12 protein-coding genes and 3 tRNA genes are annotated in these 13,778 nt (G+C 50.4%); 10 read left to right on the forward strand and 5 right to left on the reverse strand.

The window, feature by feature from the left end; genetic code table 11:
* Positions 1-182 precede the first annotated feature (182 nt).
* Positions 183-256, forward strand: a tRNA-Cys gene (locus tag AC6R03_RS11090).
* Positions 257-272: 16 nt separating this feature from the next.
* Here the strand turns inward: AC6R03_RS11090 and AC6R03_RS11095 are convergent.
* From AC6R03_RS11095 to AC6R03_RS11105, 3 genes are all read right to left on the reverse strand, one after another.
* Positions 273-1,262, reverse strand: a complete 990-nt coding sequence (locus AC6R03_RS11095; protein WP_500629499.1) for an LLM class flavin-dependent oxidoreductase — start codon at positions 1,260-1,262, stop codon at positions 273-275.
* Between the two features lie 111 nt (positions 1,263-1,373).
* Positions 1,374-1,682 (reverse strand): AzlD family protein, encoded by a 309-nt coding sequence (locus tag AC6R03_RS11100; protein ID WP_500630766.1) that lies wholly within the window; start codon positions 1,680-1,682, stop codon positions 1,374-1,376.
* Positions 1,679-2,404 (reverse strand): AzlC family ABC transporter permease, encoded by a 726-nt coding sequence (locus AC6R03_RS11105; RefSeq protein WP_500630767.1) that lies wholly within the window; start codon positions 2,402-2,404, stop codon positions 1,679-1,681. Before AC6R03_RS11105 ends, AC6R03_RS11100 begins: the two co-directional genes overlap by 4 nt.
* A 255-nt stretch (positions 2,405-2,659) precedes the next feature.
* Between AC6R03_RS11105 and AC6R03_RS11110 the strand changes: the two genes are divergently transcribed.
* Positions 2,660-2,746 (forward strand) — tRNA-Leu (locus AC6R03_RS11110).
* Between the two features lie 41 nt (positions 2,747-2,787).
* Positions 2,788-2,861: transfer RNA gene (locus AC6R03_RS11115), tRNA-Cys, on the forward strand.
* Between the two features lie 222 nt (positions 2,862-3,083).
* Here the strand turns inward: AC6R03_RS11115 and AC6R03_RS11120 are convergent.
* Entirely contained in the window at positions 3,084-4,124 is a 1,041-nt protein-coding gene (locus tag AC6R03_RS11120) for an alkene reductase (RefSeq protein ID WP_500630768.1), read from the reverse strand.
* Between the two features lie 129 nt (positions 4,125-4,253).
* On the opposite strand from AC6R03_RS11120, the gene AC6R03_RS11125 reads away from it, so the two are divergent.
* Positions 4,254-4,832, forward strand: coding sequence for a TetR/AcrR family transcriptional regulator (locus AC6R03_RS11125; protein WP_500630769.1), 579 nt, complete (start codon positions 4,254-4,256; stop codon positions 4,830-4,832).
* A gap of 80 nt (positions 4,833-4,912) precedes the next feature.
* Here the strand turns inward: AC6R03_RS11125 and AC6R03_RS11130 are convergent, their stop codons facing one another.
* Positions 4,913-5,383, reverse strand: coding sequence for a NanQ anomerase/TabA/YiaL family protein (locus tag AC6R03_RS11130; protein WP_334552009.1), 471 nt, complete (start codon positions 5,381-5,383; stop codon positions 4,913-4,915).
* A 353-nt stretch (positions 5,384-5,736) separates the two neighbouring features.
* Here AC6R03_RS11130 and AC6R03_RS11135 point away from each other — a divergent pair, with 353 nt between their 5' ends.
* From AC6R03_RS11135 to AC6R03_RS11160, 6 genes are all read left to right on the forward strand, one after another.
* Complete coding sequence (locus AC6R03_RS11135; RefSeq protein WP_500630770.1) at positions 5,737-8,433, forward strand: nitrate reductase; 2,697 nt, start codon at positions 5,737-5,739, stop codon at positions 8,431-8,433.
* Positions 8,434-8,438: 5 nt separating this feature from the next.
* Positions 8,439-9,332, forward strand: coding sequence for a uroporphyrinogen-III C-methyltransferase (gene cobA / locus AC6R03_RS11140; protein ID WP_500630771.1), 894 nt, complete (start codon positions 8,439-8,441; stop codon positions 9,330-9,332).
* Positions 9,329-10,282 (forward strand): glycosyl transferase family protein, encoded by a 954-nt coding sequence (locus AC6R03_RS11145; protein WP_500630772.1) that lies wholly within the window; start codon positions 9,329-9,331, stop codon positions 10,280-10,282. Before cobA ends, AC6R03_RS11145 begins: the two co-directional genes overlap by 4 nt.
* Positions 10,283-10,407: 125 nt before the next feature.
* A complete protein-coding gene (locus AC6R03_RS11150) occupies positions 10,408-10,992 on the forward strand; it encodes an ANTAR domain-containing response regulator (protein ID WP_500627273.1) in 585 nt (194 codons plus the stop codon).
* A 301-nt stretch (positions 10,993-11,293) separates the two neighbouring features.
* A complete protein-coding gene (locus tag AC6R03_RS11155) occupies positions 11,294-12,685 on the forward strand; it encodes a CmpA/NrtA family ABC transporter substrate-binding protein (RefSeq protein WP_500630773.1) in 1,392 nt (463 codons plus the stop codon).
* Between the two features lie 120 nt (positions 12,686-12,805).
* Entirely contained in the window at positions 12,806-13,774 is a 969-nt protein-coding gene (locus tag AC6R03_RS11160; protein WP_334552004.1) for an ABC transporter permease, read from the forward strand.
* The last annotated feature ends 4 nt before the right edge of the window (positions 13,775-13,778 follow it).

A 13,778-nucleotide genomic window follows, 5' to 3' on the forward strand; every position in this document is an offset into this window, starting at 1 on the left:
CGTCGTCAAAGACAGGCGAGAGGTGGACGACTATATTGGATGACCATTTCGAACAATGTCTGCTCTAATTGGCGCATTTGTCAGCGAACACGCCTAAAATAGGGATTTTTGTTTGACTCCTCGTGCTGAATACGTAAAGTAAGCGCCGAACACAGCACTGAGACTCAGTGCTGTTCTAAAAAGGCGCGTTGGCAGAGTGGCTATGCAGCGGATTGCAAATCCGTGGACCTCGGTTCGACTCCGGGACGCGCCTCCATTCTTTCTCTATCTTGTTATTCCATCAACTCAGACAATAGCTGATAAGAACGCAGTTTTTCGCTCTGATCATACACCATTGCGTTGACCATAATCTCATCGGCACCAGTCCGTTCAACCAGTGATTCAATAGCGTGTTTAACATGAGCTTTGTCACCATGAATCGACTCTCGCAACTGGGTTTCAACGTGCAGTTTTTCTTGCGCCGACCAAAGCGGTGCCATGCTGTGTACCGGAGCGGGCAGCTTTTCACGACGGCCGCGTACCATTTTCAAAAACTTCTGTTTTTCTGTCGTCGCCAAATACTCTGCGTGCGATTGGCTCTCTGCAACAATGACGTTAGCACCAATCATCACGTAAGGTTTTGCTAAGTGCTGCGACGGAACAAACTCATCACGATAATAAGCTAACGCTCGAGACATCGCGTCTGGTGCGAAGTGTGCGGCGAACGCAAAGGGCAGTCCTTTCTGCGCGGCCAAACGAGCGCTGTACGTACTCGATCCCAGCAACCAAATCGGTATTGACGTGTTGTTACCAGGATAAGCCGCAACGGGTTGGTTTTGGGATACGGGACCGAGAAAAAATGTCAACTCTTCTAGCAGCTCAGCGAAGTCGGGATCCATACGCTCTGGATCGCGCCTTAGCGCATGCATTGTCGGATAGTCGGTGCCAGGCGCTCGTCCCAGCCCAAGATCGATCCGCCCTGGGTAGAGCGCGTCCAATGTGCCAAATTGCTCTGCAATAACAAGGGGCGCATGGTTGGGCAACATAACGCCACCGGAGCCTAAACGGATCGAGTGAGTGTGAGCGCCGATATGGCTGAGCAACACACTGGTGGCGGCACTGGCAATATCAGGCATATTATGGTGTTCCGCCATCCAAAAACGGTGATAGCCCCAAGATTCGACGGCTTGCGCCAATTCAACTGAACGTTGAAAAGTCTGAGAGAAGTCTGTGCCGTCAGAAACGGGCGCCAAATCAAGAACGGATAAGCGTGGGAAAGACATAGATGAGTATGGCCTGTTGATGAATGTTATCTAACACATGGTGTCGAGTACGTAGGTTTAAAAGGGCAAATTTGCCCTTTCACAGTGGACAAATTTGTCCTTAATCTCCGCTTAGATGAGACGCGTGATCGCTGCTGCGGCAATACCTGCTGCGATTGCTGGCAACGGTTTTTTGGTGGTAAAGCTCACGATGGCAGTCACCAAAAGTGCAACGCGAGCCCCTATGTCACCTTCCACCGCTAAGGGGGCCAACAGCGCGATTAACACCGACCCCGACATAGCGGTGATAAATTGCTGCACTCGGTAGCTAATTGGTACAAACGACATGACGAACACGCCACCCCAGCGTGTGAGCAGGGTGATCAGTGCCATGGCGATAATAATGATTAACGTGCCTTGCCAATCGGTTGAGATCATCATGCTTGTTTCTCCGTCCAAAAGGCGCCGAGCAACCCTCCTGCGAGCGCGCCAACCACAACATGGCTATTGTCGGGCAAATAATAATAGGCCAGCAAGGATGCGCATGCGGCCACGCCCCAAATAACGAACATACGCAGGCTCTTAGGTCCAATTGCTACCATAGAGAGTAAAAAGCAGCCCATGACCATATCGAGGCCTAAACTGATTGGGTCACTGATCAAGTTGCCAAACGCATAGCCAAGCCAGGTGCCTAGCATCCAAAAAGACCACAACGCCACACCGCCACCGAGCAGAAGGCCGAGTCCTCTCTGATGGCGGCCAAACGCATTCATCGACATAGCCCAGTTGGCGTCTGAGGCAAATAACATAACGCCATAGCGTTTGCTGGCCGGAAGGTGGCGTAGCCAAGGGTAAAGGGTCGCCCCCATTAACAAATGACGCGCATTAATGGCAAAGACGGTCACTAAAACGGGAATCAACGCGACCTCTTGTCCCCACATCTCTAACGTCGCGAACTGTGACGCCCCTGCGAAGACTAATCCACTCATCAGCATAATGGATAACGGTTCCAAGCCGACTTGGACCGCAGCGACACCAAACGCAATACCGAAGATAATCACAAAGAATGACAGCGGAACCAGCTCTCGAAAACCGTTCCAAACATCATGACGAGTAAAATGGTGCAGCTCAGTGCTGTCCACTTGTTGAGTTTGAGTAAGCATGACTTTTCCTAGCCCAGTGTGCAGTGAAGTGATTTGCCACTGATTTATTATAAGAGCGTCTATCAGTACCATGAATATGTGCTAGACGCAAAAGGGTTGTGACGATGAATATTTGCACGGATTGATGGCTTTTTATCTAAACGGTTCAGCGAGTTACAGTTTTTTGTTGACCGCTTCTCTCAATTCGTTAAAGTACACCTTGTTCTCACGGCAATCGCCGAAGAGAAATGGTGTAACCTTCGCATCTATTGCGTTGCCCTGGTGGTGGAATTGGTAGACACAAGGGATTTAAAATCCCTCGGCGTTCGCGCTGTGCCGGTTCAAGTCCGGCCCGGGGCACCATTAACTCAAGTAGAGCAGGCTTATCAAGTTGTAGATACAAAGGCGCGTTGGCAGAGTGGCTATGCAGCGGATTGCAAATCCGTGGACCTCGGTTCGACTCCGGGACGCGCCTCCATTCTTTCTCTATCAGAAACTCTCTTCTAAAGTTGGCGCAAAAATCGGCTTGTTGCGACTCTATTTTCCAATATTTTTCTTTGTGATTGATTTTTGAGTGACATACTCTTATCGAGCGACGTGTTAATCGTAACGTTCTCTCAAACAGATAAATGGAAAAAGCGCCGAGAGTATCGGCGCTTTTGTCTTATTCTCAGTAATCTAAAGGCTGCTGATGCGCACCTTATACTAGTGAGGTCAGCATCTCTTCACTGTACGGAGTGAGCGCTTGGCCCGATTTCACTTTTTCAACGTAATCTGGGTTGGCAATCAGAGGACGGCCAATCGCAAGTAAATCAAACTTGCCTGCTTCAATCGCCTCATTGCCGGTTTGAGCATCAAAACCACCCACGCCGATCAAGGTTTTCGAGTATTGAGCGCGCATGTATTGCGAGGCGGTACCGCCTAGGTGCTCAAATGCCATAGCGTCATCGAAAATGCCCACATGTAAGTAGGCCAAATCACGTACTTCGAGTTGCTTTAGCAAGTAATCGAATACGTCACGATCACGTGGGTCGGCCTCGACGTTAAAGTAAGCGCCAGGGGAGAGACGCAGACCAACGCGATCCGCGCCGATCGCTTCCACGACAGCGTCCATCACTTCTAGCGCAAAACGAGACATATTTTCCGCTGTTTGGCCATACTCATCATCACGTTGGTTGCTGCTGTAGTGAAGGAATTGGTCGATGAGATAGCCGTTTGCACCGTGGATCTCGACACCATCAAAGCCTGCTTCGATGGCGTTTTGAGAGGCCTTGGCAAAATCGGCGACTAAGCGCTGAATCTCTTCTTTGCTGGCTGGGGTTGGCGTTAGATAGGTGAGGTGGCGCATGCGTGGCACGGTGCCTTCGACACCAATCGCAGAAGGGGCAATCACTTTATCGCCACCAAAAAACGACGGGTGCGCAACGCGGCCGGTGTGCCATAGCTGAGCGAAGATCTTTCCGCCATTTTGATGCACACGCTGAGTGACTTTTTTCCAGCCCTCAATCTGCTTATCAGTAAAGAGCCCAGGGGTGTTAGGGTAGCCTTGACCGTCAGCACTGATCAAGGTCGCTTCGGTAATGATTAAGCCTGTGTCGGCGCGGCGGCCATAGTATTCCACCATTGCATCCGTTGGCACCAGATCCTCGTCAGACATGCAGCGAGTTAGGGGAGCCATCACAATGCGGTTGTTGAGCGTTAGCGTCTCATTGAGCTTGAACGGTTGAAATAGGGTATTCATCGACGTGTCCTTCGAGAGTATTTGAATGCCTATTCAAGTTAGAATATTTTGAATGCTCATTCAAGTATTTTTTGAATGCACATTCAACATCAGTTACTATGTGGGTATTCCAACCTTAAGAGTGATGTTATGCGCAGCGCAGAATTTGACCGTCAAGTGGTATTAAGGCAAGCAATGGCGAAGTTTGTCGAGAAAGGCTATGGCAAAACCAGTATGCAAGATCTTAAGTTGGCAACCGGGCTACATCCCGGGTCGATTTATTGTGCGTTTGACAACAAGCGTGGTCTACTGATCGCCGCATTGGAGCAGTATCAACTCGATAGACACCAAGCGATGGAAGCGCTGTTTGCGTCTTACCCAACGGTGTTTGAAGGGATTGAAGCCTACATGGAGTCGGTGCTCGAAGAGTGCGAGCAAGAGCAGATTAAAGATTGCTTGCTGCAAAAAGCGCTGAGCGAGCTGGCTCATCAAGATGAACAAGTTGAGGCTTTGATCAGCGACATGTTGCGCCGTTGGCAGCAATGGCTGGTGGATAAGATAGCCGTTATGATGGAGCTTGGGGAAATTGCCAATCATCGCTCGCCTGAGCTGGTGGCACAGTTTTTAGTGATGGGGATTTATGGCATGCGTACCTTGTCTCACACTCAGCCCGATTCTGGTGTACTTCGCGCACTGAACGACGAGCTATTGCGCTACATCAAGGGCTAGTTGCTAAACAAACCCGCACAACATTAATACGCGCGGCGTCTCGGCCGCGCAATGGTTAAATGTCGAAGACGTCAGTCAGTTTACTCAAACAGACTCTTTTCAATCTTGATCACGACTTTACGCACCGGCGCTGGCTGGTTGTTGACAGCAACCAATGGACGGTGAGGTTGGCCCGGGTAGAACACCACAAATTCACCGGCTTTAATGGTGACAAATTGCTCTTGTTGTAGCTGTTCACTGAACGCCAAATCTTTATCCGCTAGGTAATCTTCATCCAACCCAGTATACGGCAGTAGGCTGTAGCCAAACGTCTCTTCACCTTCGAGCAGCAATTGCACGTCAAGGTAGCGTTGGTGGCACTCTGACTTACGCTGTTCAAGTGGTTGAGTGTTGTCATCCATCACCAAGAAAAAGGCGCTGTCACCTTCCAGATCATGACGGCCATTTTCGATAGGTTGAGCAGTTTGTTCCATTACGCGTTCAATCAGCTCGATGAGTTTAGGCTGTAAGAAGCGGGCAAAGGAGAGCTCTGCAGTGCTAGCAGTAAACATAGTGAATCCTTAATATTTGTATGACAATAACACCTGAAATATAAAATAGCTCTTCAAAAACAACAATCACTATTTATGAGAGTGTGATTGAGTGCGCGTTCGTCAACCGTTCAGTGAGCGAAGTAGAGACGCGCACTGTGAGGATCCTGCTCCGCACATAATTGGTGCAATTTAGGGTGTTGAAAATATTTAATCGTCTGATTTTATTAATTTTTCTATTTGGCATCTTCATTGCTTTACCCTAAGTGACCTAAGTAAATTCGTGCTCAGTCACACAATACAATAACAACGTCAACGGCAAAGGAGCCTCTTCCCAACAGGAAGAGGCTTTGTTGTTTTTAGAGGAAGGAATCATGGCAAAGGAATGTATCAAATCGGCCTGTCCGTACTGCGGCGTCGGCTGCGGAGTCGAAATTGGCCCACTCGGTATTGTTGGAGACAAAGCCCACCCAGCCAACCAAGGCGCACTGTGCGTTAAAGGCGCCGCGCTTGCAGAGAGCATGAAAATGCCGTCGCGCCTGCTCTACCCCAAATTTCAGGGCAAGGAAGTGAGCTGGGATGAAGCGGCAGAGCGCATTGCCGGTGCGATGGCGGAGGCGATCCACACGCAAGGCGCGGATTCGGTCGCCATGTACGTTTCAGGGCAACTGTTGACAGAAGATTATTACGTTGCCAATAAGCTGATGAAAGGCTTTGTTGGCAGTGCCAACATCGATACTAATTCACGTTTGTGCATGTCTTCGGCGGTGGTGGCACACAATCGCGCGTTTGGAGAAGATGTAGTGCCGGTCAATTATGATGACCTTAATCATGCCAATCTGATTGTCATTTGTGGAGCGAATACGGCGTGGACACACCCTGTGCTGTTTCGTCGAATCCAACAAGCACGCGATAAGAATCCAGAGATGAAATTGGTCGTGATTGATCCACGCGAAACCGTCACCGCGAGCCAAGCAGACTTGCATATTCCTATTGCCAATGACGGCGATGTGGCGCTGTTTCACGGACTGATTCGCTATCTACATCAACATGACGCGTTGGACCATGACTTTATTACCAACCACACAGAAGGCTTTGAGGCATTGTTGACTGAAGTGAACGCTAGCCAATATCAGTTGGATGCGATTGCGGAACGTATCAACGTCGAGTCGGCGAAAATTGCGACCTTCTATGGCTGGTTTGCGCAAGAGCGCAAGGCGATCACGCTGTTTTGCCAAGGCGTTAACCAATCGCAAAGTGGTGCAGACAAAGGCAATGCCATCATCAACGCGCATTTAGCTAAAGGGGCGATCGGTTATCAGGGCGCAGGGCCGTTTTCTATCACCGGGCAACCGAATGCGATGGGCGGACGCGAAGTCGGCGGGCTCGCCAATCAGTTGGCTGTGCATCGCGGCTTCGATGATGACTCCATCGCACTGGTCGAAGACTTTTGGCAAGCGCCTAATATCGCCAGAAAGCCTGGTTTAAAAGCGATCGAGATGTTTGAAGCGGTTGAGCGCAACGAGATCAAAGTGATTTGGATCATGGCAACCAATCCGGTGGTCTCGATGCCAGATAACCACTATGTGCGCCGCGCACTTGAAGCCTGTCCTTTGGTTATCGTGTCAGACATCACCGCCGATTCAGACATCGCTCAATACGCAGATCTGCTGTTACCCGCCGCAGGTTGGGGAGAAAAGCAGGGCATGGTGACCAACTCAGAGCGCACCATGTCGCGCCAAAGACAGTTCACGCCACCACCGGGGCAGGCTTTACCCGATTGGCGTGCGATTAGCGTTGTTGGCGCGCTTTTGTGTGAAAAACTCGGTGTGAGCAACGGATTTGATTTTCAAAGCGAAGCGGACGTGTTTCGTGAGTATGCAGCCATGACGGGCATCAATGCAACGTCTCCACGTTTACTGGATATCAGCCAATATGCTGAGCTAACGGATGAGGAGTATCGTCAATGGCAACCTAAACAATGGGGCGGGGAGAGACCTTACGCCGAGCTGCGTTTTAGTTTCGCCGACGGTAAAGCGCGTTTCATTGCCGCGAAAGAGGGCGCATTGCAACGAGGCTGGTGGCTCAATACCGGCCGTCAGCGCGATCAATGGCACACCATGACGCGCACAGGGCATGTGGTTCATCTTGCCGCCTCAGAAACGGAGCCGACGGTGTACATGAACGCGCTATCGGCAAGCCATTTGGGTATTGAGGCCGGCCAACTTATACGTATCTCACCTGTCAAACTTGCATCGGCGCAAGGGCCGCACACCACTATTGTGGCGAAAGTGGGCTTGGATGAGACCTTGAGTTACAAACAGCTCTTTATGTCGATGCACTGGGCGGCGGCGTATGGCGGAAAGTCACAAGTGAACGCCGTCGTGAGTCGAGATGCCGACCCACACTCTGGTCAGCCCGCGTTTAAGTCAAGCGAGGTCGAACTTCTGCCAGTATCGGTTAAGACCTATGGCCTCTACATTGGCAGCCAATTTGACCCTGACGATTGCCTATATCACTCCTTTCAAGTGGAGAATCGTGTCGGAATTTGGCGCTTTGCCCATGATAAGCCCGCAGATAAGCAGACGTTGTGTGTGGGTGACAGACCTAGCCGCCTCAACCATATCAAAACCCGCCGAGTTGTCCTTGATACCTCTTCTGGATGGTTAGCGGTGGATTTTGATGAGGTTGGAGATGAGCGCATTGTCCGCTCTTTATTGGTCACATCAGAGCAACCTATTCACTCCGATTACACAAAATTAGTGGAGTTGGTTGGCAAGGCGCTCAATTTCAGCCGTCTTATTTCTCTTGCAGCGCAAGAAGGGCAGAGCGAGCTTATTTGCAGTTGCTTTAGAGTGACCGATGAGCAGATTTTGCAATCGCTCAGCGAAGGGGAGTGTTCGAGCGTAGCGCAGTTGCAAACCAGATTGAAGTGCGGCACCAACTGCGGCTCTTGTTTACCACAAGTCGCACGTTTGGTGGAAGAGTTCGAGCAAACGCGGGTTTCGCCTGGCACAACGACACAAAGCATCACAGTAGTAGATACGTCGCCGAACGCGACAATGAGGTAAGTGCTATGGATAAGTTACAGCATCAACACAATGACACATACCGACTTCGAGAAGGGGCTGGCAAAAGCCTATCCAGCGCTGGATTTATCGACCACGATGCCCAGCGTGGCGCATCGCTGAAATTGGCGACCCCAAAACCCGGCACGGGTCGCGTCTTTTTGACGGGCGCAGGGCCCAATGATCCGGAATTGCTGACCGTCAAAGCGATGAAGGCTATTCAGAATGCAGACGCGATCGTCTACGACCGATTAGTGAACGTCGATATCTTAGATTTGGCTAAACCGAGCGCGACACTCATCTACGTGGGAAAACGCTGCGGAAAACCGAGTCTAAAACAGGAAGAGATCAGTCAAATCTTAGTGGATTTGGCGATGCAGGGATTAGAGGTTGTGCGCTTGAAAGGGGGAGACCCTTTTATCTTCGGCCGTGGCGGTGAAGAAGGGTTGCGACTTGCCGAGCAAGGCATTGAGTATGAGGTGATCCCAGGCATCACCGCCGCCATTGGTTGCGCAGCGAGCAGTTTTATTCCCCTCACGCACCGAGAGGTCGCGCGCAGTGTAACCTTCGTGACGGGGCAAGTGGTGTCGGGCGCACTGCCGACCTGGGCACATTTGGTCGGACAGGGGCAGACATTAGTGTTTTATATGGGGCTTGAGAAATCCGCCGACATACAACAAGGGCTGATGGCCAATGGGTTGGCGGCAGATTTCCCGCTTGCGATCGTGACGCACGGTTGCAGTCGTCAGCAACAAGTCCATATCTCAACACTCGGGGCGCTGTGCGAGATGGCTCAAGCGTTAAAAGGCGTGAGTCCAACGTTGATTATCTTAGGTGAAGTGGTCAAACTACGAGAACAATTAACGAAGACCATAGCGTCTGTGGCTTATGAGGCTGTATGAGCACAATAAAGGAATGTATTCGCACGGTTGGGCGTGGGGAGAGGGGGCGCAAACCTCTGAGTTTTGAGCAAGCCTATCAGGTAATGGATGAATATCTCGATGGGCAGGGCGCGGACGATCAAATGGCCATGCTGCTGATGCTGATTCGCGTGCAAAATGAGACCAAGCAAGAGATTGCCGGTTTCGTCAAAGCGTTTCAGTCACGCATGCCACAGCTTGGTGCCGACATCGATTGGCCTTGTTACGCCGGTAAACGCCCAGCCAGTGGTAAGCCGTGGCATGGACTAGCGGCCAAAATTCTTGCCAACGCTGGGCACAAGGTGCTGCTGCATGGCTATCATGACCTTGCCGCGGGGCGAGAGCATGTTGAGGATTATTTGACCGTGCTTGGTATCGAGATAGCGCAAACGCCAGAACACGCCAAAACAATGCTCGAGCAGCATGGTATCGCTTACTTGCCACTGCGCCATTTTGCGCCCAAAGCGCAAGAGATGATCGGTTGGAAAAATCGCTATGGGCTCAGAACGCCGATCAACACGGTGGTTCGCGCCCTGAACCCAAGTGGCGCAGCGATTGGTATTCGTGGCAGTTTCCACCCAGGTTTTCAGCAGTTGCATGCAGAGGTAGAGCATGAAATTGGCTTGACCAAACATGCGGTGGTCTCTTTCAAAGGCCAATCGGGAGAATCAGAATATAACCCCAAGGTAAGCCAAACGGTCTGGATGAGCTCAGAAAACGGCGTGACCTCCCACTACCAGGCAGAGCAGCTGCTCACCGATGTGCCACTACCGAAGGCGTGCCCTTTAGAGACGCCGCAAAGTGATTGGAACATGATGGCGAACACCATTATCGCGACCATGGCGACTGTGTTGTTCCCGCGGCACAACGATTACAGTCAAGCGTTTGCGTCGGCCTATCAGCTTTGGGAGGACTACTGCGCCACTGCTTGAACCTGAAGCATCTAAAAAAATCGAATCTATTCAAATAGATAGGGTCTCATTTCTTTCTGTCTGACAACCTTGGCACATTCCTTGTTTTGAAAAGCTTAGCTGGAGCAATAAAACAAGGAATGTCTATGTACCAAGCCATGTCGAAAATTCCGATCATCGTCTGTTGCGATTCACTCAAAGAGCAAAGCCGAATCAGTGCAATACTCGCCCAAGATTTTGATGCAATTTTAGGCTGCCAACTGGCGCAATTTGACGCGCTCATCACGCAGCACCCCAACTCATTTGTGGTGGTCGGATGGCGACAACCGTGCGCTGAGCTCACCTTGCTGATCGAACGTTGCCGCGAGAAAAAATTGCCACTACTGGTGATTGTTCAGTCATTGAGTTCTATGGATATCAATCGCTTACCTAAAAAAATGGATTATGTGCTACTCCCAAGCGATAGTGGTTGTTCGCTGGCGCCTTGGGCACTGCACGCCGCTTCCGTTCGCCAGTCGATGTTAGATATGGAACAGGAAATGGCCGAACTTGCCAGCAAATTGGAAGAGCGGAAATGGATAGAAAAAGCCAAAGGGTTATTGATGAAGCACCACGGTGTGGACGAGTCTGCCGCCTATAAAGCGATGCGCCAATCGGCGATGCAATCGAGTCAATCTATGGTTCAAGTCGCGAAAAACGTACTGATCACCTTAGAGACGTTAAAAGGTTAGGCTACCACTTTGGGGTTACAAGAAAAATTCCAACTCGGTGCGAAGTGCACTAAGGCAAAGCAGAACCAATAGGAATAGTCAGTGATATTGGGTTAAGCCATTGAATTTTAAGTATTAAATAAGTTGGCATGCTACTTGGAATAGGAATAACTAAGGTTAGAAGCGTGATTCATTACGACTTTGCGCAACCACACAATTTGTTCAATTGTACTTAAGGTTTATCAACGGCGGTAAATCGTTAAGTCAGCATCGGCGCTACTGCTCATCACGAGCAGTAGCGCTTTTTTATTGGAGAAAGAGTATGAAATGGAAATCAACCCTGAACACCGCTGGATTGCTTAAAAGCACGGCGTTAGCTGTCACGCTATCACTGTCTGCCTACGTGCCAATGAGTGCTGCCGAGGTCGGTGAGCCTGAACTGGAAGATCTCAAGTTCGGTTTCATCAAACTGACCGATATGGCACCGCTCGCGATTGCGTATGAAAAAGGCTTTTTTGAAGACGAAGGCTTATACGTCACGCTTGAGGCGCAGGCCAACTGGAAAGTGCTTCTCGACCGAGTGATAGATGGTGAGTTAGATGGCGCGCACATGCTATCAGGTCAGCCGCTCGGTGCCACCATTGGTATAGGTACACAGGCGGAAGTGATCACCGCATTCAGTATGGATCTCAATGGCAACGCGATTACTGTCTCCAACGATACATGGGCAGAGATGAAACAGTACGTGCCTAAGCAAGAGGATGGCCTCCCTGTTCACCCGATCAAGGCGGATGCGCTCAAGCCTGTGGTTGAGGGTTACCTTGACCAAGGCAAGCCATTCAATATGGGCATGGTATTCCCTGTGTCCACTCACAACTATGAACTGCGCTATTGGCTTGCCGCAGGGGGCATTCACCCTGGCTATTACGCGCCAGAAGCAGGAGATAACAGTGGCCAGCAAAGCGCGGATGTGTTGTTGAGCGTGACTCCGCCACCGCAAATGCCCGCCACAATGGAAGCCGGCACGATCAAAGGTTATTGCGTCGGCGAACCGTGGAACCAACAAGCGGTGTTTAAAGGGATCGGCGTGCCTGTGGTCACCGATTACGAAATCTGGAAAAACAACCCAGAAAAAGTATTTGGCGTCTCAAAAGAGTGGGCAGAGAAGTACCCGAATACGCACATTCGTGTGGTGAAAGCGCTGATTCGCGCGGCCCATTGGCTTGATGAGAACAACAACGCCAACCGTGAGGAAGCGGTTAAGTTGCTGGCGAAAAGTGAATACGTCGGTGCTGACTACGAAGTGATCGCCAACTCCATGACTGGCACATTCGAGTATGAAAAGGGTGACAAACGTGAAGTGCCTGATTTCAACGTTTTCTTCCGCTACAACGCGACTTACCCCTACTACAGTGATGCGATCTGGTATTTAACCCAGATGCGCCGCTGGGGACAAATCGCCGAAGGTAAGTCAGATGACTGGTACATGGACGTAGCGAAGAAAGTCTACCGCCCTGATATCTACCAACAAGCGGCACAAGCCCTCGTCGAAGATGGTGTTCTGACGCAAGGTGACTTCCCTGATTTTGGTCAAGAAGATGGTTTCCGTGCGCCGCAGACGCATTTCATCGATGACATCGTTTACGACGGTCGTCAGCCTAATGCCTACCTAGAAAAATTCAATATTGGTCTAAAAGGCAGCGACAAAGTCTAACGCCCAAGATTGGGTCAAATCGGGGGGAGGTGGCTCCCCCCCACATTAGGAAAGCCCGATTGAGCGCTGCGCTCAATCACACAGTCAACAAGACGTAACAAGGATGTAATAGGAGTGCTTATGTCGAGTAATGTCATTTCCCTCATACCGAGTAAATCGGTGGTAGCGAACAAAAGCAAAATCGTTCTGCTACCGCTTATCGGCATATTGATGTTTTTGATGATGTGGCATTTAAGTGCACGTCAGGTCGAAACGTCATTAGGCACCTTGCCTGGCCCGGTGCAAACGTTCGAGCAATTTAGCAATTTAGTGGACGATCATTGGAATGAGCGCCAAAAAGAACAAGCCTTCATTGAACGCCAAGAAAAGCGCAATGCGAAGAAGCTCGCCAAAGATCCCAACGCCGAGGTCAAAATTCGCCCCTACACAGGCAAACCGACATTTTTTGATCAGATTGTCACCAGTTTAGTGACGGTGGCAAGTGGCTTTATTCTCGCTACGGTGATTGCTGTACCTCTGGGTATTGTCCTTGGGCTAAACCACGGTTTGTATCAAGCCTTTAACCCAATTATTCAACTGCTTAAGCCCGTTTCGCCCCTTGCTTGGTTGCCTATTGTGACCATGGTGGTGAGTGCAACCTACGTCAGTGATGACCCGCTTTTTGCTAAATCTTTTGTCAACTCACTGCTTACCGTTGCGCTATGTAGCTTGTGGCCCACCTTGATCAACACGGCGGTTGGCGTGACAAGTGTGGACAAAGACCTGATTAACGTCAGTAAAGTGCTGCAGCTTTCTTGGTGGCAACACATTCGTATTATTGTCCTGCCGTCGGCGATCCCGATGATCTTTACAGGGCTTCGTTTGTCGCTCGGTATTGCGTGGATGGTCCTGATTGCCGCTGAAATGCTGGCGCAAAACCCCGGTCTTGGCAAGTTCGTTTGGGATGAGTTTCAAAATGGCAGTTCCGCCTCACTTGGGCGCATTATGGTCGCCGTTATTGCCATCGGTTTTATTGGTTTGTTGCTCGATCGCGGCATGTTGCAGCTACAGAAGTGGCTCTCATGGAACAAACAGCAAGCATTGCGTTAATAGG

Source organism: Vibrio sp. R10-SG-ISO4, from assembly GCF_059834135.1.

Coding starts and splice junctions, on each gene's coding strand:
- AC6R03_RS11105 (WP_500630767.1), bottom strand. CDS start 2,404: ATGCTTACTCAAACTCAACAAGTGGACAGCACTGAGCTGCACCATTTT.
- AC6R03_RS11135 (WP_500630770.1), top strand. CDS start 5,737: ATGGCAAAGGAATGTATCAAATCGGCCTGTCCGTACTGCGGCGTCGGC.
- AC6R03_RS11160 (WP_334552004.1), top strand. CDS start 12,806: ATGTCGAGTAATGTCATTTCCCTCATACCGAGTAAATCGGTGGTAGCG.
- cobA (WP_500630771.1), top strand. CDS start 8,439: ATGGATAAGTTACAGCATCAACACAATGACACATACCGACTTCGAGAA.
- AC6R03_RS11130 (WP_334552009.1), bottom strand. CDS start 5,383: ATGTTTACTGCTAGCACTGCAGAGCTCTCCTTTGCCCGCTTCTTACAG.
- AC6R03_RS11120 (WP_500630768.1), bottom strand. CDS start 4,124: ATGAATACCCTATTTCAACCGTTCAAGCTCAATGAGACGCTAACGCTC.
- AC6R03_RS11145 (WP_500630772.1), top strand. CDS start 9,329: ATGAGCACAATAAAGGAATGTATTCGCACGGTTGGGCGTGGGGAGAGG.
- AC6R03_RS11095 (WP_500629499.1), bottom strand. CDS start 1,262: ATGTCTTTCCCACGCTTATCCGTTCTTGATTTGGCGCCCGTTTCTGAC.
- AC6R03_RS11155 (WP_500630773.1), top strand. CDS start 11,294: ATGAAATGGAAATCAACCCTGAACACCGCTGGATTGCTTAAAAGCACG.
- AC6R03_RS11125 (WP_500630769.1), top strand. CDS start 4,254: ATGCGCAGCGCAGAATTTGACCGTCAAGTGGTATTAAGGCAAGCAATG.
- AC6R03_RS11150 (WP_500627273.1), top strand. CDS start 10,408: ATGTACCAAGCCATGTCGAAAATTCCGATCATCGTCTGTTGCGATTCA.
- AC6R03_RS11100 (WP_500630766.1), bottom strand. CDS start 1,682: ATGATGATCTCAACCGATTGGCAAGGCACGTTAATCATTATTATCGCC.